At 63.5% G+C, this 18,008-nt stretch carries 20 protein-coding genes and 1 riboswitch; of the genes, 15 read left to right on the top strand and 5 right to left on the bottom strand.

The features are described from left to right. The first annotated feature begins 40 nt into the window (after positions 1 to 40). Positions 41 to 709: a ferritin-like fold-containing protein gene (locus tag AC6I99_RS15040; protein ID WP_224164847.1), complete on the top strand. Its 669-nt coding sequence runs from the start codon at positions 41 to 43 to the stop codon at positions 707 to 709. 41 nt (positions 710 to 750) lie between these two features. On the opposite strand, the gene thiE is transcribed toward AC6I99_RS15040, so the two are convergent. Then, positions 751 to 1,434 (bottom strand): thiamine phosphate synthase, encoded by a 684-nt coding sequence (gene thiE / locus AC6I99_RS15035; protein WP_224088180.1) that lies wholly within the window; start codon positions 1,432 to 1,434, stop codon positions 751 to 753. A 27-nt stretch (positions 1,435 to 1,461) separates the two neighbouring features. Continuing rightward, positions 1,462 to 1,579, top strand: a riboswitch (TPP riboswitch). Between thiE and thiO the strand changes: the two genes are divergently transcribed. The 4 genes from thiO to AC6I99_RS15015 all read left to right on the top strand — a co-directional run bounded on the left by thiO (position 1,572) and on the right by AC6I99_RS15015 (position 4,248). Further along, positions 1,572 to 2,828, top strand: a complete 1,257-nt coding sequence (gene thiO / locus AC6I99_RS15030) for a glycine oxidase ThiO (RefSeq protein WP_497961212.1) — start codon at positions 1,572 to 1,574, stop codon at positions 2,826 to 2,828. It overlaps the preceding riboswitch by 8 nt. Further along, positions 2,825 to 3,061 (top strand): sulfur carrier protein ThiS, encoded by a 237-nt coding sequence (gene thiS / locus AC6I99_RS15025; protein ID WP_224088178.1) that lies wholly within the window; start codon positions 2,825 to 2,827, stop codon positions 3,059 to 3,061. Before thiO ends, thiS begins: the two co-directional genes overlap by 4 nt. A gap of 3 nt (positions 3,062 to 3,064) precedes the next feature. Then, entirely contained in the window at positions 3,065 to 3,862 is a 798-nt protein-coding gene (locus AC6I99_RS15020) for a thiazole synthase (RefSeq protein ID WP_497961211.1), read from the top strand. 14 nt (positions 3,863 to 3,876) lie between these two features. Then, positions 3,877 to 4,248 carry a 4a-hydroxytetrahydrobiopterin dehydratase gene (locus AC6I99_RS15015; protein ID WP_497961210.1) on the top strand — a complete coding sequence of 124 codons (372 nt, stop codon included), beginning with the start codon at positions 3,877 to 3,879 and terminating at the stop codon, positions 4,246 to 4,248. 58 nt (positions 4,249 to 4,306) lie between these two features. Here AC6I99_RS15015 and AC6I99_RS15010 read toward each other — a convergent pair whose 3' ends face one another. The 3 genes from AC6I99_RS15010 to AC6I99_RS15000 are packed head-to-tail and all read right to left on the bottom strand — an operon-like array spanning position 4,307 to position 5,654. Then, on the bottom strand, positions 4,307 to 4,609 hold the full coding sequence (locus tag AC6I99_RS15010) for a hypothetical protein (protein WP_224088176.1): 303 nt from the start codon (positions 4,607 to 4,609) through the stop codon (positions 4,307 to 4,309). A 35-nt stretch (positions 4,610 to 4,644) separates the two neighbouring features. Continuing rightward, positions 4,645 to 4,869 (bottom strand): DUF3107 domain-containing protein, encoded by a 225-nt coding sequence (locus tag AC6I99_RS15005; RefSeq protein ID WP_224088175.1) that lies wholly within the window; start codon positions 4,867 to 4,869, stop codon positions 4,645 to 4,647. A 50-nt stretch (positions 4,870 to 4,919) separates the two neighbouring features. Next, complete coding sequence (locus AC6I99_RS15000; RefSeq protein ID WP_223946458.1) at positions 4,920 to 5,654, bottom strand: TetR/AcrR family transcriptional regulator; 735 nt, start codon at positions 5,652 to 5,654, stop codon at positions 4,920 to 4,922. 6 nt (positions 5,655 to 5,660) lie between these two features. On the opposite strand from AC6I99_RS15000, the gene moeB reads away from it, so the two are divergent. Both moeB and AC6I99_RS14990 read left to right on the top strand, forming a co-directional pair. Then, the gene (moeB, locus tag AC6I99_RS14995) at positions 5,661 to 6,860 is read left to right on the top strand and encodes a molybdopterin-synthase adenylyltransferase MoeB (RefSeq protein WP_497961209.1); all 1,200 of its coding nucleotides are present in this window, start codon (positions 5,661 to 5,663) and stop codon (positions 6,858 to 6,860) included. 40 nt (positions 6,861 to 6,900) lie between these two features. Then, positions 6,901 to 7,890 (top strand): SDR family NAD(P)-dependent oxidoreductase, encoded by a 990-nt coding sequence (locus tag AC6I99_RS14990; RefSeq protein ID WP_497961208.1) that lies wholly within the window; start codon positions 6,901 to 6,903, stop codon positions 7,888 to 7,890. 10 nt (positions 7,891 to 7,900) lie between these two features. On the opposite strand, the gene AC6I99_RS14985 is transcribed toward AC6I99_RS14990, so the two are convergent. After that, positions 7,901 to 9,220, bottom strand: a complete 1,320-nt coding sequence (locus AC6I99_RS14985) for a glutamyl-tRNA reductase (protein WP_224088172.1) — start codon at positions 9,218 to 9,220, stop codon at positions 7,901 to 7,903. Between the two features lie 159 nt (positions 9,221 to 9,379). Here AC6I99_RS14985 and hemE point away from each other — a divergent pair, with 159 nt between their 5' ends. The 8 genes from hemE (at position 9,380) to AC6I99_RS14945 (ending at position 17,985) form a co-directional block, all read left to right on the top strand. Next, positions 9,380 to 10,507 (top strand): uroporphyrinogen decarboxylase, encoded by a 1,128-nt coding sequence (hemE, locus tag AC6I99_RS14980; protein WP_497961207.1) that lies wholly within the window; start codon positions 9,380 to 9,382, stop codon positions 10,505 to 10,507. A gap of 5 nt (positions 10,508 to 10,512) precedes the next feature. Further along, positions 10,513 to 12,006 (top strand): protoporphyrinogen oxidase, encoded by a 1,494-nt coding sequence (hemG, locus tag AC6I99_RS14975; protein ID WP_497961206.1) that lies wholly within the window; start codon positions 10,513 to 10,515, stop codon positions 12,004 to 12,006. A 72-nt stretch (positions 12,007 to 12,078) separates the two neighbouring features. Then, complete coding sequence (gene hemQ / locus AC6I99_RS14970; RefSeq protein ID WP_216924089.1) at positions 12,079 to 12,780, top strand: hydrogen peroxide-dependent heme synthase; 702 nt, start codon at positions 12,079 to 12,081, stop codon at positions 12,778 to 12,780. Then, positions 12,777 to 14,000, top strand: a complete 1,224-nt coding sequence (locus AC6I99_RS14965; RefSeq protein WP_497961205.1) for a ferrochelatase — start codon at positions 12,777 to 12,779, stop codon at positions 13,998 to 14,000. Before hemQ ends, AC6I99_RS14965 begins: the two co-directional genes overlap by 4 nt. Further along, a complete protein-coding gene (hemC, locus tag AC6I99_RS14960; RefSeq protein WP_497961204.1) occupies positions 13,997 to 14,983 on the top strand; it encodes a hydroxymethylbilane synthase in 987 nt (328 codons plus the stop codon). The genes AC6I99_RS14965 and hemC overlap by 4 nt, the downstream gene beginning before the upstream one ends. A 1-nt stretch (position 14,984) precedes the next feature. Continuing rightward, on the top strand, positions 14,985 to 15,893 hold the full coding sequence (locus AC6I99_RS14955; RefSeq protein WP_497961203.1) for a uroporphyrinogen-III synthase: 909 nt from the start codon (positions 14,985 to 14,987) through the stop codon (positions 15,891 to 15,893). Further along, positions 15,890 to 16,870: a porphobilinogen synthase gene (hemB, locus tag AC6I99_RS14950; protein WP_224088163.1), complete on the top strand. Its 981-nt coding sequence runs from the start codon at positions 15,890 to 15,892 to the stop codon at positions 16,868 to 16,870. Before AC6I99_RS14955 ends, hemB begins: the two co-directional genes overlap by 4 nt. Beyond that, positions 16,870 to 17,985, top strand: coding sequence for an LLM class flavin-dependent oxidoreductase (locus tag AC6I99_RS14945; RefSeq protein ID WP_497961202.1), 1,116 nt, complete (start codon positions 16,870 to 16,872; stop codon positions 17,983 to 17,985). The genes hemB and AC6I99_RS14945 overlap by 1 nt, the downstream gene beginning before the upstream one ends. Positions 17,986 to 18,008: the final 23 nt, after the last annotated feature.

The following is an 18,008-nucleotide window of genomic DNA, read 5'->3' as shown; positions in this document are numbered from 1 at the left end:
AAAATCAGGTTAGCCCGAAATCGCTGGATAGTCTTGGACCATGAGCACTTCCTTGGACGATAATGCTCGCATCCAGCGACTCTCTTCGGAGCTGCTGGGGGCCATGGCGTACGGCGAGCTCTCCGCGTTTGGCCGGCTGTCTTTCGACTCCCGGTACGCTCCCAACCTCCATGACAGGGCAGTGCTGGCAAAGATCGCCGTCGGCGCTTACGGAAACTTCGCCTTGATCAGCAGCCGGCTCTCGGAGATGGGACTCGATGCCGAAGAAGCCATGCTTCCGTTCCAGCGCTCGTTTGACCACTTCCACGAGCGAACAAAGCCAGCGGACTGGTTTGAATCCGTCATGAAGGCCTATGTGATCGACACCGTGTCATCGGACTTCTACCGCATGGTCGCGTCATTCCTTGACGGCGGGACGCAACTCTTTGTCCAGAAGGTGGCCTCCGCCGACCAAGCCACGGAAGTTTTACGCATCCTCCTGCGAAGGGCCCTGTCTGATGACCCCCGCCTGGCGTCGCGCCTGGCTTTGTGGGGCCGCCGCCTGGTCGGTGAAGCCCTGACGCAAGCACAACGCGTAGGCATGGAACATCCCCAGCTGGGACCGCTGCTCAAGGGCGGCGGGGATGCGCGCAATGCAGTCAAGGCCCTCACCGCTGAGCTGGCGGAGCGGCATGGGCGACGCATGTCCGGGCTGGGGCTCACGGCTTAGGACACTTTCGAATATCCTCCGCAGCCAGGGCGCCGGGGTGGTTATCCGGCGTCGAGCGCTTCCAGCAAAGTCTTGGCCGCCGCCGTCGGGTCCTCCGCCTCAGTGATCGCACGTACCACCACGATCCGGCTGGCTCCGGCTGCAACTACCTGTTCAACATTAGTGAGGTCTATGCCGCCGATGGCGAACCAGGGGAGGAGGACGCCGCCTACGGTCTCCTCATCCGCGCGCTTTACGGCTTCGGCGGCATATGTGACCAGGTCCAGCCCAACTGCTTCACGGCCTGGCTTTGTGGGCGTTGCCCACACCGGGCCAACACAGAAATAATCCAGTCCGCTCCTGCCGGGGGAGGCAGCTATCGCGGCGTCAACCTGGTCCGGTGTATGGGTGGACAGACCGATGACCGTGCGGTCGTGGAGGAGGTGCCGTGCAGCGCGTAACGGGATGTCTTTTTGGCCGATATGGAACACCGGAGCCCCGGAAATACTGGCAACATCGGCGCGGTCGTTGACGGCCCACAGCCTTCCGTGCCGCTGGGCAACGTTGTGCAGGACCTCCAGGACCTCAAGCTCCTCGGCGGCCTCGAGCGTCTTGTCGCGAAGCTGGATGATGTCGACGCCGCCCTCAAACGCGGCGTCGACGAAGTCTTCGAAATCGCCCTGGCGTTTGCGGGCATCAGTGCACAAGTAAAGGCGGGCAGTGGTGTGGACATCATGCTGGGTCATGGAAACCAGAGTAGTTCCTCTAAACTGGGCACGTACTGCGGGAGCCGTGACAGCGTCATATGACCGTCCGGCTGAGAGGGCTTCAGCGCCGACCGCTTGACCTGATCCGGCTAATACCGGCGTAGGGAAGGAAACATATGGCAGAATCCCGCCAAATCCCCTTGCAGGCAGACGTGGCAGTCATTGGTGGCGGCGTCATCGGCCTTGGCATCGCCCACGAAGTCCGCCGCCAGGGCCGCTCTGTGGTCCTCATTGATCCCACTCCCGCAGCGGGTGCGACGTTCGCTGCCGCCGGAATGCTGGCTCCGGTCAGTGAACTCCACTACCAGGAGGAAGACCTCCTGGAACTCATGCTGGAATCCTCCCAACTGTGGCCGGCTTTCATCCGGAGCGTCCACGGCAGCGAATCAGCCGCCGGATACCGCACGACGTCGACCATCGCCGTTGGTGCGGACGCCGCCGACCGCCGTGCGCTGGCAGACCTCCGCACAGTCCAGCAGGCCGCGGGGCTGCACGTGGAGCCACTGTCTTTGCGTGAAGCGCGCGAGCGTGAGCCTCTGCTCAGCCCCGGGATTTCCTGTGCCTTCGACATACCGGCCGATCACCAAGTGGATCCGCGGCGCCTTGCACGATGCCTCCTGGACGGGTTATCAGCCCACGGACCAAGTGACGCAACCTGGGTTTCCGGAGCGGAGGACGGTTTCGCCCTGCCGTTCCAAGCGTCCCGCCTGCTCTGGGATGGCGGCCGAGTCTGCGGGGTCCAGCTCGGTCCGGGCGCCGGGCGCGTTGTTTGGGCCTCAGAGACTGTGCTCGCCTGCGGGCTGGATGCAGCCAGGATCGGCGGTCTCCCCGAGGGTCTCAACCTGCCCCTGCGGCCCGTTTACGGCGACATTCTCAGGCTGCGCGTTCCCCAACACCTCCAGCCGCTGCTCACATCCACCATCCGGGGCATGGTCCGCGGGGTGCCGGTCTACATCGTCCCCCGCAACGACGGAACGGTGGTGATTGGAGCCACCCAGCGGGAGGACGGGTTGTCTGCGTCCAGCAACGCAGTGTCCGCCGGGGGCGTCTATCAACTCCTGCGTGACGCCCAAGTGTTGGTTCCTGCCGTGGCGGAGCTGGAACTGTTGGAAGCGACAGCCCGTGCACGGCCAGGCACACCGGACAACGCACCATTACTGGGACGCGTTACCGGGTCCGGGGGCACCATCGACGGTCTCGTGATCGCCACCGGGTTCTTCCGCCACGGCGTTCTCTTGACGCCTGTGGCCGCCAAAATCGTAGGCGGGCTGATCAGCGGCCCAGCCGACCCCCGATGGTCCATTTTCCGGCCTGATCGATTTACGGCAACTCAGGATCACCTCCTCCAACCAGCAATCAAGGACACACCATGAACATCAAACTCAACGGCTCCGAACACGCCGTGGCGGACGACGCGTCCGTGAGCACACTCGTCAGTGCCATCACAGGCCGCGCGCTGGACCACCGGGGACAGGCAGCCGACGGCGGCAAGCTGGGTGTCGCCGTCGCACGTAATTCCGAGGTTGTGCCGCGCAGCCAATGGGCAGCGACTGCGCTCGCCGATGGAGACGAACTCGAACTCGTAACCGCAGTCCAGGGAGGCTGAAAAATGACCGCAGCAAAAACTGACGTCCGCACTGACGCTTTGGTGATCGACGGCGTCGAATTCGGCTCCCGCCTGATCATGGGTACCGGTGGTGCGCCGAGCCTGGACGGGTTGGGAGCAGCCCTCCTGGCTTCAGGAACGGAACTGACCACTGTTGCGATGCGCCGATACTCACCGGCCGAGACAGGTTCATTGTTCCAGCTCCTGGTGGACCACAACATCCGGGTCCTGCCGAACACGGCTGGCTGTTTTACTGCCAAGGACGCCGTGATGACCGCGGAGCTCGCCCGGGAGGCCCTGGAGACGGACTGGGTGAAGTTGGAAGTCATTGCCGATGAACACACGCTTCTTCCGGACGCGGTGGAACTCGTTGAGGCCACGGAACAGCTGGTGAACCGCGGCTTCAAGGTTTTCGCTTACACCAATGACGATCCCGTTCTGGCGCTGCGCCTGGAAAACCTGGGCGCCACAGCTGTCATGCCCCTCGGTTCGCCTATTGGAACGGGGCTGGGCATCCTGAACCCGCACAACATCGAACTGATCGTGTCCCGGGCCTCCGTACCGGTAGTGCTCGACGCCGGCATCGGGACCGCCTCCGATGCCGCGCTTGCGATGGAGCTGGGCTGCGATGCCGTCCTGCTGGCAACAGCCGTGACCCGTGCGCAGAATCCGGTACAGATGGGCGAAGCCTTCAAACACGCGGTGATCGCCGGTAGGCTGGCCAAGCAGGCTGGCCGTATTCCGCGCCGGGAGCACGCCCTCGCGTCATCGGCCATGGAAGGCCGGGCAGAGTTCCTCTGAATGAAGGAGCCGTGGTGGCTGACAGGAAAGAGCAATTGACCCAGGTCGCCATGGAGGCCGCCCTCAAGGACCTCCCGGACTGGAAGCTCCAGGACGGCCTCGTGACGGTGTTCAAAACCTCGACGGCGGCCAACGCCTTGGCGCTCATCGCCGCCATTGGCCGGATCGCCGAGGAACAGAACCACCATCCGGATCTTGACTGGCGTTACAACAAGGTGTTCCTGCGTTACGTTTCCCATGACGCCGGCGGCCAGGTGACCCAGCGCGACATCGCCGCTGCGACCGCCGTGAGCGAGGCGGCAGCGGCGTCCGGTGCCAAGGCGCAGCCGGATCGCTACCCAGCAGCCGGATCGCTACCCAGGGGCTTGAACGGGATAGAACGTTAAACTTCGCTGGCCATCACCCATGGGTGATGGCCAGCGACGTTTATTGAGTGAACAGTGCCTAGAGCCTCAGGGCTTTGGTGAGGGCGGCGGTGTCATGCTGGGTGCGCTTGCGGCCCAGAAAGACCACAACGGCAATCGCGATGACCGTCCCCAACACGATGGGGAGGACCCAGGGGATCCAGGTCAGCCCGGGCTGGTAACCAAAGCCGGCCATGATGAAAGCTATCCAGCTGAGCACGCCGACGGTTGCCGAAACGCCCGCCGGCAATGCGATCCCGTACTTGCCGTGTCGCTTGTCATTTGCCCACACGATGAATCCTGTAGCGATCGTGGCAAGAACCACCACAACGAGTGAAAGCATGGAGACTCCTTAGCGGCAGCTGTAACCGGGAACCGCTAGAGTGCGCCGAAACCGACGCGGCGCACTTCCTCGGCACCAATTTCAACGTAGCCCAGCACATTGCCGGGAACGATGATTTGGCGGCCCTTCTCATCCGTGAGCCGCAGATCCGATCCCTTGGAGATGGCCTCTCCGACAATCTTGGCGACAGCATCAGCATCGAGTGCGGATTCGAGCACAATTTCACGGCCAACATTCTGAATGCCGATCTTTACTTCCACAGCAAGGCCTCCAAGCCAATCAAGTTTTAAGTCAGTCCTCTATTTGTAGCTTAGGACTCTTTGGGGAATCGACTGATTCCGCGCCAAGCTAAACGATAGATCAGATCACTGGCTACATCGAGGTCGAGATTTCCATCGGTTTCGAGCCAGTAGCGGGCGCTGACCTGCGCCATTCCTGCCAGTCCGCGGCCAAGGAGCTGCGCCTCCAGAGGGGGCAACTTGGTGTCCTCGGCGATGACGTGGGCCACGGCGTCGGCGAACGTTTTGTTGAACGTCTCCAAGCGCGAGCTGACATCGGGGTCATTGATGAGGTCAGACTCGAAAACCAGGCGGTGGGCTTGGTCGTCGTCGGCGATGAACCTGTAGTAGGCCCGCATGACTGCCTTCACGCGCTCTTTGTTATCCGTGGTGGAGTTCAGGGCGTTGAGCATCAAATCGGTCAGGGCGGCCAGGTGGCTGTCCAGCAGCGCCATGTACAGCTCGCGCTTGGAAGGGAAGTGCTGATACAGGACCGGCTTGCTCACATGTGCTGTCTCGGCAATTTCGTCCATGGCCGCACCGTGGAAGCCGTTGGATACGAAAACTTCCAAGGCGGCGTTCAGCAACTGCGCGCGGCGCTCGTCCCGGGGCAACCTTGCTGAACGCGTCGAACCAGTCCGTTCTTGCTTCGCTGGTGCTCCATCGTTTGCCCGTGTGCCGTCAGCCACAGTCTGCCGCCTTTCCTTTGCAGTTATGACCACTGTACCGGTGGGTAATATGACCGGGCGGCATCGGCAGGCATACATTGGGGTATGGCCTCAATTCTTGCTGCCCGCCCCGCGCCCGCCGTCCTGCCGCCCCTCGTTGAACCGGCCGCCGAACTAACGTCGGCCGAGGTGGAACGGTACTCCCGGCATCTCATCATTCCGGAAATCGGCGCTCTGGGCCAACGCAGGCTTAAGAATGCGAAAGTTCTTGTCATAGGTGCCGGCGGGCTGGGATCTCCGGCATTGCTGTACCTCGCCGCGGCGGGCGTTGGAACCCTGGGAATCGTCGACGATGACGACGTAGACCTCAGCAATTTGCAGCGGCAGGTCATCCACGGCGTCAGCGATGTGGGCACGCCCAAAATCGAATCTGCGCGGAAGGCCATTGCGGAGCTGAACCCTTTGGTGGATGTTGTCCTCCACAACGTCCGCCTTGACTCCTCGAATGCCCTGGAGCTGTTCGCGGATTACGATCTCATCCTGGACGGTGCGGACAACTTTGCCACCCGTTACCTGGTCAACGACGCCGCCGCGATTCTCGGCAAGCCGTACGTCTGGGGCTCCATCTTCCGCTTCGACGGGCAAGCCAGCGTCTTCTGGGCCGAGCACGGCCCCACCTATCGCGACCTCTACCCTGAAGCCCCGCCTGCCGGCTCAGTGCCTTCATGCGGTGAGGGCGGAGTCTTCGGTATGTTGTGTGCTGCCGTTGGATCCCTCATGGTGACTGAGGCAGTCAAGCTGATTACCGGCGTCGGCCGTTCCTTGCTTGGCCGGGTGGCGCTGTTCGATGCGCTTGGCGGCAGCTGGCGCGAAATCAAGGTCTCCAAGGATCCTGAAGCGGAGCCCATCACTGAACTCGTGGATTATGAGGCATTCTGTGGGGTGACTCCGGCTGCGGCCACTGACCAGGAGCACACGGTCACTGCCAAGGACCTCGCGCGGATGTTGGCCGAGCGGGAGGCGGGTGAACGCGACTTTGAACTGGTGGATGTCCGCGAGTCCGGCGAGCACAGCATCGTGAACATCGATGGATCGGTCCTTATCCCGCAGGGCAGGATTCTTTCAGGCGAGGCCTGGGTCGACTTGCCGCAGGACAAGGACATCGTGTTCCACTGCAAGGCCGGGACGCGCTCTGCTGCGGTCCTGGAGGCCGCGCAGAAGGCAGGCTACAAGCGCGTCAGCCATCTCGACGGCGGTATCCTCGCCTGGGTCCGCGACGTCGAGCCCGAAAAGCCTGTCTACTAGTCGTTGCCTGCATCGGTCCTGATCTGTGCAAAGCTCAAGCATGAGCGAAGAATCCACAGCAACGCCCCAACGCCCCATCGGCTCCGGTTTTGGGCACGGCTCAACCGCCATGGAAGTGGTAGAAGGCCTTGACCTGACGGGTAAGACGGCAATTGTCACCGGTGGTTACTCCGGGCTTGGACTGGAGACAGTGCGGGCTTTGGCCTCGGCCGGGGCGGCGGTTACCGTTCCGGCGCGCAGGCTCGAACACGCACGGAAAGTGCTGGCAGAGGCAGGTTTGGCGGACACCGTGGAAGCGGACGTCGTGGACCTCGCCGACCAGGCGGCCGTCAAGGCGTTCTCAGCGCGCTACCTGGAACAGCACGACACCCTGGACATCCTGATCAACAACGCGGCGATCATGGCAAGCCCGGAGCATCGCGTTGGGCCGGGCTGGGAGGCTCAGTTCGCCACGAACCACTTGGGGCATTACACGCTGGTCAACCTGTTGTGGCCTGCGCTGGCCGCCTCCGGGAACGCGAGGGTTGTGTCCCTTTCCTCCACCGGCCACAAGCTCTCACCCATCCGCTTTGACGACATCAATTTCACGTCCGGCTATGACAAATGGCGCGCCTATGGGCAGGCCAAAACCGCGAATTCGCTCTTCGCCGTGGAGCTGGACCGCCTGGGCCGGGAATCGGGCGTCCGTGCTTTCGCGGTCCACCCCGGCGGAATCATGACCGAACTTCAACGCCACCTGCCTCAGGAAGAAATGGTGGCTGCGGGATGGATGGACGCGGAAGGAAACCTCCGTGAGGGTTTCAAGACGCCGGAGCAAGGCTCCGCGACGTCTGTCTGGGCTGCAACGTCTCCGGCTTTGGCCGGTATGGGTGGTGTCTACTGCGAGGACTGTGACATTGCCGAACCCACGGACAAGGATTCGCCCCTGGCAAGGTACAGGGGAGTCGATGCGCACGCGATTGACAGGGCAGATGCCCGGAAGTTGTGGGAACTATCGGCCGAGCTGACGGGCGTGAACGCCTTCAGCTGATTCCGGTTGGCTAGGCGCTTTCGGAGCGGAGTTGCTCGTGGTCCACGGGGCATTCTGCAGCAGCGGGAGCCTGGGGCTGCTCCACCTGGATGCCGTACAGGGCTTCCAGTGCGGCCACGTAGTCGTCCTGCTGCCCGTTGGCTGCAAGTTCGCGGGCGCGCACTGTTGGAATGTGGAGGAGTTGCTTGACCATCCGGCGGAGCGCAAATTCCACCTCTTCGGCGGCAGCGGTGCATCCGTGGCGGGCGCGGACTTTTTCCATCTCCGCATCCAGTACGTTCATGGTGTGGCGGCGCAGGGCTACGATCGCGGAGTCGACGGAGCGGGATTCGCGTTCCGCTTCGAAGGCGGACGCAGCCCCATTGACGATCTCGCTGGCATGGGACAGGGATTCTGCCTGTTCCTGGGGTGCAGCGAGACGTACGGATTCAAGCGTGAGGAGCTCGACGCCGTCGAGCTCGCCTACTGCGGGGTCGAAGTCGTGGGTGAGCGCAAGATCGATCGCGATTAGTGGCTTACCTGAATTTGCCCTGACCCGCGCAAGATCATCGGCTTCAACGCGCGTGTCCGAACCGCTGCACCCGATCATGACGTCGGCTGCGGCAACCGCCGCCGGAAGGCTGTCGGCGTCGAGCGCTGTCCCACCGCGGGTAGCGACGAAACCCTCGGCGCGGCCGGAGGAGGAGTAGACGGAAACATCGGTGCATCCGCGTTCGCGGAGCAGGGACATGGTGGCCCCGGCATAGGCGCCCGTTCCGAAGACAACTACCTTCTTGGCAGACCAATCGTCACTGTCAGAGAGGTCCGTTGCCAGATCCAGGGCTACAGAGACGATGGAAAGGCCGCGGGAGCCGAGGGCCGTCTGGGCGCCAACGTCTTTTGCGGTCTTGGATGCAGCCTGGAACAGGCGGACGAGTCCGGAACTTGCAGTGCCTTCCTGCTGCGCGGTGATCAGGGCCCGGCGGACCTGGCCCGCTATTTCGCGTTCGCCCACCACCGCAGAGTCCAGGCCGGCGCTTACAGCGAAGAGGTGCCGGGTGACGTCAGGTCCCGTGTGCGTGCTGAAAGAGCGGGACACGAGTTGTTCGTTGAGGCCGCTCAATTCGCTGATCTGGGAGACAAGGGCCGATCGGGCAGCTTCGAGGCCCGCTCCGTTGGCTGTTTCGCCGTAGATCTCATAGCGGTTGCAGGTTGCCAGGACGACGGCACCGGAGACCAGCGGGGATCCGGAGAGGGCCGAAGAGGCAAGCTCAGAGGAACCGTTGCTCAGCTGAGCAACGGTTTCGAGATCGATGTCGGCGTGTGTAGCCACCAATGAGAAAAGAACCACAGCACCCCAATCATAGCTTTTTCGCAGGCCGGTAGAACAATGCGGCGCAGTGGGAATTCACACGCGGTTACGTGATCCCCGCCACGCCACCGGTTGGAAGGGTGGGACGTGACAGCCTGTCGTTATCTTTTGGCCGGGATTTTCGGCACAATCAAAGGCATGACTTCTAGCGCGGCAGCATCCAATAGTACGGCCACCAACGCCACTGCAGGCGAACCTGCCGGCAAACTTGGCGCGGATCACCCGTTGATGGACGGCCGTACGTCGGACTCCCCGCTCATCACCGCCTACCGGGGCGGCAAGCCCTCGCGCAGGCCGGTGTGGTTCATGCGCCAGGCCGGCCGCTCCCTGCCGGAATACCTGAAGGTCCGCGAGGGCGTTGCCATGCTGGACTCGTGCCTGCGTCCCGAGCTGGCCGCGGAGATCACCCTGCAGCCGGTTCGCCGCCACGATGTGGATGCAGCCATCTTCTTCTCCGACATCGTTATCCCGCTGAAGCTCGCAGGCGTTGGCGTGGACATCGTTCCGGGCGTGGGCCCGGTCCTGGACAAGCCGGTCCGGACGGCCGCCGATGTCGCCGCCCTCCCCAAACTCACCTGGGAAGCACTTGAGCCCATCCGCGAAGCCGTCCGCCTGACTATTGCGGAACTGGGCAAGACTCCACTCATCGGGTTCGCCGGTGCGCCGTTCACGCTCGCCGCGTACATGGTCGAAGGGAAGCCTTCACGGGACCACCTCGGCCCCCGGACCATGATGCACGCGGACCCCGAAACCTGGACCGCCCTCGCCAACTGGGCAGCGGATGCTTCCGGAATGTTCCTTCAGGCACAGCTTGAGGCCGGGGCGTCAGCCGGACAGCTCTTTGACTCCTGGGCCGGCTCCTTGGGCCTGGCTGATTACACCCAGTACGTCGCTCCTGCGTCAGCGCGGGCCCTGGATCATGTGCGCGGGCTGGGTGCTCCGCTGGTGCATTTCGGTACCGGCACGTCGGAGCTCCTTGTCGCCATGCGCGACGTCGGCGTGGACGTTGTTGGGGTGGACTACAGGTTGCCACTGGATGAGGCCAACCGCCGCCTGGGTGGCACGGTGCCGCTCCAGGGCAACATCGATCCCGCCCTCCTCCCGGCTCCGTGGGAGGTCCTGGAGGCGCATGTCCGCGAAGTCATAGCCGCGGGCTCGCACGCTCCAGGCCACGTCCTGAACCTGGGCCACGGCGTGCCCCCGGAGACGGACCCGGCTGTCCTGACGCGGGTTGTGGAGCTCATCCACTCGATCCCGGCAGAGTAGGACGCATGCGCGGGGGACACGTCCATGGCAAGGCGAAGGAAGCAGCCACAACGCAACCATCGCCGGGGCCTACCGCTGTTGTGATCGGTGGCGGCATTTCCGGCCTTCTGGCTGCGAGGGAACTGGCCATGGCGGGTACCTCGGTGACGATCCTTGAGGCGAGCGAAGCCTGGGGTGGTTGCGTCGGAAGGCACGTGGTGGCCGGCCTGTCATTGGACAGCGGGGCCGAGTCCTTTGCTACGCGGTCCACGGCCGTGGCCGATCTGGCGCGCGAACTCGGGCTGGAGGGCCAGATCGTTTCCCCGCACCCTGGCGGCGCCTGGGTGCAGCTACCGAATGGACCGCAAGAGCTGCCCAAGACTGGAATTCTTGGTATCCCGGCCAATCCTTGGGACCCCGAGGTCAGGCGCTCGCTTGGCCTCTCCGGCGCCCTGCGTGCATCCCTGGACCGCTGGCTGCCCGCTTCGATTGGCACAACATCCGAGGTCACAAGCGTGTCCTCACTGGTCCGCGCCCGCATGGGGAAGAAGGTCCTGGAACGGCTGGTTGCTCCTGTGGTGGGCGGTGTGCACTCCGCCGATCCCGGGCTCTTGGACGTCGATATGGTGGCTCCGGGCCTCCGCTCCGGCCTGAAGAAACACGGGTCCCTGGCTGCGGCTGTTGCTGCGCAGCGCAAGGCAGCCCCCGGCCCAGGTTCCGGGTCCGCCAGGGCGGGTTCCGCCGTCGCGGGTTTGAAGGGCGGCATGAACACACTGGTCACGGCGCTGGTTAACGACCTGCGCCGCCGGGGCGTGGACATGCTGAGTGGAAAGAGCGCTGACACCGTTACGAAAACCGCCACGGGGTGGCGGGTCGCCGCCGGAGAAACCACGTACGACGCCGGCCGGCTGGTAGTAGCGCTGGACGGTCCCGCTGCGGTGGGACTCCTGGAAAGGGCTTTACCGGAACTGTCCGGCCTGCGCCCCGCGCCCGGACCCTTGGTGAGCTTGGTGACACTGGTTGTTGATCTTCCCGAACTGGATGGACGGCCCCGCGGCACCGGAATCCTGGTGGCCCCCCAGACCCCGGGCATCCGGGCGAAGGCACTGACGCACGCCACTGCCAAATGGGATTGGCTGGCAGAGGAGGCCGGACCGGGAACGCACGTCCTGCGCCTTTCCTATGGCCGCCGTGAGGACGCCGATGGGGGAGTGCCGGATGTTGTCATGGACGATGAAGAGTTGCTGGCTGCAGCACTTGATGATGCTTCCGCGTTGTTGACTGTGCCCGTTACGCGCGCAGACATTGTTGATTGGGATGTGGTGCGCTGGGCAGGCGCCTTGCCGTTTGCCGCCGTCGGTCATAAACAGCGCGTAGCCCGGGTGCGGGAACTGTGCGCCGCAGCCGATGGCCTAATGGTCGTTGGTGGCTGGTTGGCAGGTAATGGCCTTGCCGCCGTGGTGGCGGATACCCGCTCGCAGCTCGCCCAGGGCATCGGCGATATTCGCCCCATTTCGTGATTTATGTCACTTCTACGCCTTGTAGAAGTGATCCGTTTCGACTTAGTGGCTGGCACGGGGCAAACTTGAACCATGAGCCACACTTCTGCCGAATCTGTCACTAAAACTGCTGGAACCGAAGAGCAGTTCTTTACGCTCTGGACCGTCTTCAAACGCTCGGCCGATGTCCTGCGCAGCGGCGATGCTGCCCAGGAATTCGAAGCCCTTGAAGGGAAGCTCGCCGAAGAAGGCGTGACCCTGCGGGGCAGTTACGACGTTTCGGCCATGCGCTCGGATGCCGACATCATGGTGTGGCTCCACGGATCCAAGCCGGAAGACCTCCAGTCAGCCGTCCGTTCCATTCGCCGCAGCAAGCTCTTTGCCGGCACTGAGATCGTCTGGTCCGCCATGGGCGTCCACAGGGAAGCCGAGTTTGCCAAGAGCCACGTTCCGGCCTACGCACGGGGCGTTGAGCCCAGCACCTGGCTGTGCGTCTACCCGTTCGTCCGCTCCTACGAGTGGTACCTGCTTCCCGCGGAAGAACGCGGAAAGATGCTGCGTGACCATGGAATGCTGGGCCGGGAGTTCCCGCAGGTCATCTCAAACACCGTTTCCTCGTTCGCGCTGGGTGACTGGGAATGGATCCTGGGCCTGGAGGCACCTGAACTCGTTGACCTCGTTGACCTCATGCGCCACCTGCGCGCAACCGACGCCCGCAACCATGTCCGCGAAGAAATTCCGTTCTACACCGGCCGCCGCGTGACTGCCGCCGAGATTGCAGAGGTCCTCGCATGAGTGGCCTTGCCGTCTCCACCACCCCCAACGAAGTCACCGGGCGTGGCCGTCAGGAAGCAAAGCAGTACGATGCCGTGCTTCTTGCATCCTTTGGTGGTCCTGAAGGCCAGGAAGATGTCATTCCCTTCCTTCGCAACGTCACCCGGGGCCGTGGCATCCCGGATGAGCGTCTTGAAGAGGTCTCACACCACTACCGCGCGTTTGGGGGCATCAGCCCCATCAACCAGCAGAACCGCGAACTGAAGGCCGCAATCGAAGCCGAGTTGGCCAAACGCGGCATCGAGCTTCCGGTCCTGTGGGGTAACCGGAACTGGGACCCGTACATCGCTCCGGTTCTGCAGGACGCCTACGACGCCGGCCACCGCCGCATCCTGATGCTCACCACCAGCATCTACTCCTGCTACTCCAGCTGCCGCCAGTACCGTGAAGACATTGGCATCGCCCTGACCGAAACAGGACTGGACGGCAAGCTCGAGGTGGACAAGATCCGCCAGTACTTCGACCACCCCGGTGTTGTCCAGCCCTTCCTTGAGGGGACCGCCGCCGGGCTGGAAGAGATCCGCGGCAAGTTGGCAGCCGCCGGTGAATCCGATCCCGATTCAAAAATCCGGGTCTTGTTTGCTACCCACTCCATCCCCACGCGCGACGCCGAAGCAGCCGGCCGGTCCGAGGACGAGCCGCGCGAATTCGCAGAGGGATCTGCCTACGCAGCACAGCACCTGGCAAACGCCCAGGCCATCATGGATGCCGTTGCCCCGAACGTGGCCTGGGACCTCGTGTACCAATCACGCTCCGGCGCGCCGCACATTCCTTGGCTGGAACCGGACATCAACGATCACCTCGAAGAAATCGCCCCCGAAGGCGTACGCGGCGTCGTGATCGTTCCCCTTGGCTTTGTCAGTGACCATATGGAGGTTGCCTGGGACCTGGACACCGAGGCCCTGGAGACCTGCAGGAACCTGGAGATGGAAGCCACCCGCGTCCCCACCCCGGGAACGCACGCTGCCTTTGTTTCCGGGCTGGTTGACTTGATCTGTGAACGCACGGTGGATAACAACATCGCCGATCGCCCCCACGTAACGGACCTTGGTCCTTGGTACGATGTCTGCCGCCCCAATTGCTGCGAAAACTTCCGGGGAGCAAAGCCGGCTATTGCCGAGGTCGGTTCCACTATCGGTGTTGGCCATGACGCTTACTCCTCCACGGAGGCCCGCAAGTGACCATTCGCATTGGCACCCGGGCCAGCAAGCTCGCGCTGACCCAGACCCAGCAGACGGCCGATCAGCTGGCGGCTGTTGGTGGCTTCCCGGTGGAGCTGGTGCACATCAAGACCGAGGGCGACGTCAAGACCGGCTCGCTGTCGCAGATGGGTGGCACGGGTGTCTTCGTGGCGGCCCTGCGGGATGCCTTGCTTGCCGAAACCTGCGATGTCGCTGTCCATTCTTTGAAGGATCTGCCCACGGGGGCTGCAGTTGGACTGAGCATCGCCGCTACCCCCAAGCGCGTGGATGTCAGGGATGTCCTGTGTGCACGGGATGGACTAACCCTTGCCGAATTGCCCGGTGGTGCCAAGGTAGGTACGGGTTCACCTCGTCGTGCTGCACAGCTAAGGGCGGCCCGGCCTGACATTGAGGTGCTGGATATCCGTGGCAACGTGGACACACGCCTGGGACGCGTCCCCGGGCTTCCCGGCAACGTCACCGACGAAGTTGTTCCCGGCAAGTCCTGCGACCTGGACGCCGTAGTGCTCGCTGCGGCCGGGCTGGAACGGATGGACCGGCTGGACACTGTGAGTGAGTTCTTCGAGACGGATGTCATGTTGCCTGCCCCGGGCCAAGGCGCGCTAGCCATCGAATGCCGTACGGAGGACGCCCCGCAGTTGGAAGGCTCCCAAGGCGTGCTCGCCCAGGCTCTCGCCGCATTAAACGACCCCGACACCCGGCTTGCCGTTACAGCCGAACGTGCCGTCCTGGCCCGGCTCGAAGCTGGTTGCGCCGCGCCGGTAGGCGCCTACGCGTTCAGGAAGGGCAGCATGCTGCACCTTGAAGCCGTTGTCTGCGCCGTTGACGGCACCAAGACCGTGCGCGAGAAGAAGGCCACCGACGGCCTGACCGAAGTAGGGGCGACGTTGCTCGGCATCGAAGTTGCGGAGCTCCTGCTCGCTGCCGGTGCCGCGGAGATCGCGGACCTTGCAGCGTCCTGATGTGACTCAAACATCGGCTTTGGCCGGTCGGCGGGTCCTGATTACCAGGAGCGCCGACCGCGCCCGGCCACTTGCTTCGCTCCTGCACACGCTCGGAGCGGAGCCCTTGGTGCTTCCCCTTATCGATTTCGAACGGGCGGAGGACCAGGCTTCCCTCAACGCCGCCCTGGACCAGCTCGCCGCTGGATATTTTGACTGGATGGTGGTCAGCAGCATCACCACCGTGCGCGTCCTGCTCGAAAAGGCTGCCGAGCGTGGCACGCTTCCGGCAAACCTCGTGCCATCACGGACGCGGGTGGCAACGATCGGTCCATCGTCACAGCGGATCCTCGAAGCTATCGGCCTGACCGTCTCACTGGCACCCACGGACCTTCAATCTGCCGAAGGCCTCGTCACCCTATGGGAACCGGAACCTGCACGGGTTCTCCTCCCGCAAGCCGATATCGCGGGCCCCGGCCTGCGGGACGGATTGTCCTCCAAGGGCGCAGAGGTAACGTCGGTGACCGCCTATCACACGGTGGACTACCCGGCCCGGACGGGACTGCGACTCGAAGCGGAACTACCCGCCGTCGTCGTGCATTCCGGCAGTGCTGCCTCCGGCACTACTGCTTCCGGCACTGCCGGTTCCCGTACCGGACAGCCGCAGGAAATGACTCCCTCGGAAGCTCGTGCGGCCATTGACGCCGGGATGCTCGACGCCGTTGTGGCCGCTTCCCCGAGCGCCGCGCGACGTATTGCGGAGACCCTTCTGCCCTTGGGCGGGTGCCGCTTCATAGCCATTGGGCGTCCGACGGCGGAAGAGGCCACCCACCTCGGAATCACCGTCGCAGCCACCGCCAAAGAACCTACCCCGGACGGCATCGCGGCCGCCTTGGAAACAGTATTCGTCAACGAAGGGAACCCCAGATGAGCTTTCCGAACCACCGTCCCCGCCGCTTGCGCACCACCCCGGCGATGCGCAGGCTCACGGCAGAAACACGTCTGGCCCCCGCAGACCTCATTCTTCCGGCCTTCATCCGTGAAGGCCTCAGCGAGCCCAGCCCGATCAGTTCAATGCCCGGCGTAGTCCAGCACACCACAGACACTCTCAAGCGCGCGGCTGCGGAAGCCGTGGAACTTGGCGTGGGCGGCATGATGCTGTTCGGCGTACCAGAGGTCCGGGACGCACGGGGCACCGCATCCTTGGACCCGGAAGGTGTCCTGAACAAGGCCATCCGGGACGTCAAGGCCGAGGTGGGCGATGACCTCGTGATCATGGGCGATGTATGCCTGGACGAATTCACTGACCACGGACACTGCGGCGTTCTGGATGCCGAAGGATACGTGGACAACGATGCCACTTTGGAGATCTACGGCCAGATGGCGGTTGCCCAGGCCGAGGCGGGCGCCCATGTGTTGGGACCTTCGGGCATGATGGACGGACAAATCGCCGTCATCCGCCAGGCGTTGGAGGATTCGGGCCACAAGAACACCGTTGTCCTGGCCTATGCCGCCAAGTACGCCTCAGCTTTCTACGGTCCGTTCCGTGAAGCCGTGGACTCCCAGCTGAAGGGTGATCGGCGGACCTACCAAATGGATGCAGCCAACCGTCGCGAAGCCATTCTCGAAGTTGAACTGGACCTTGAAGAAGGCGCCGACATGGTCATGGTCAAGCCGGCCATGAGTTACCTCGACATCCTCGCGGATATTGCGGCCATGAGCCCCGTACCCGTCTCGGCCTACCAAATCTCCGGGGAGTACGCCATGATCGAAGCCGCCGCTGCCAACGGCTGGATCGATCGGCGGGGCGCCATCACCGAGTCGGTGCTGGGCATCAAAAGGGCCGGAGCCGATACCGTCCTGACCTACTGGGCCTCCGAACTGGCAGGCTGGCTGAAGGAGTCCTGATGACCGCAGTGCCTTCCGAACCGGGATTTCCGTCTGCATCCAGGGCTGAATCCGACCCCACCGCACCGGTGGGCGCCGCCGAAATCCTGCTCGGCCTGAACACCTTCGGGGACGCGGGCCTCGATGCCGACGGCAATCCCAAGGAGCACGCCCAGGTCCTGCGGGAGTTGCTTGAGGAAGCAAAGCTGGCTGACGCCCTGGGCATCCATGCTTTTGGCGTGGGAGAGCATCACCGCCGCGATTTTGCTGTATCTGCTCCCGAGGTCTTCCTCGCGGCAGCTGCCGCAGTGACATCCCGGATCCGGCTAGGATCGGCCGTGACGGTACTTAGTTCGGATGATCCGATCCGGGTCTTCCAACGTTTCGCCACTGTAGACGCAATCTCCAATGGCCGGGCGGAGGTCATGTTGGGTAGGGGCTCATTCATTGAGTCCTTCCCGTTGTTCGGACTGGACCTGGCGGACTACGACGTCCTGTTCGAAGAAAAGCTTGAGCTGTTTGACAAAGTGCGGGCCCAAAAGCCGGTTCATTGGGAAGGACGCACCCGCCCCAACGTGAACGGACTCCAGGTCTACCCGCGTTTGCAGCACCATTTGCTGCCGGCATGGATAGGCGTGGGCGGTACACCTGAATCCGTGTTGCGGTGCGCGGAATATGGCTATCCGATTATCTTCGCGATCATCGGGGGAGAGCCCCGCCGTTTCGCTCCGTTGGTAAATCTTTATCGCGACGCAATGGCCAAATACGGTCACTCCATGCGACAGATCGCAACGCACTCGCCCGGCTTCATTGCAGACACTGACCAGGATGCCCGGGAAGAACTGTTTCCGCATTGGCTCGAGCAGCGCAACAGAATCGGGGCAGAGCGCGGCTGGGGTCCGGGAAACCGCGGGGAATTCGACGCAATGTGCGGCCCGGAGGGCGCTCTCTATGTGGGTTCTCCCGAGACGGTGGCCCGCAAAATCGTCCTGCTCAAGCGCAACCTCGGCGTGGACCGCTTCGACCTCAAATACAGCAACGGCACCCTCCCGCACGGATCCATGATGCGTTGCATCGAGTTGTACGGCACTGAAGTGGCCCCCCGGGTCGCTGAGCTGCTGGCGGACGCCTCATAGCTGCGATGCTGAATCACCGAACG

It is taken from the genome of Arthrobacter sp. TmtSoilC77 (assembly GCF_059739415.1).
The sequence above is the reverse complement of the archived record's forward strand: the minus strand, read 5'-3'. Positions and strand labels throughout refer to the sequence as shown.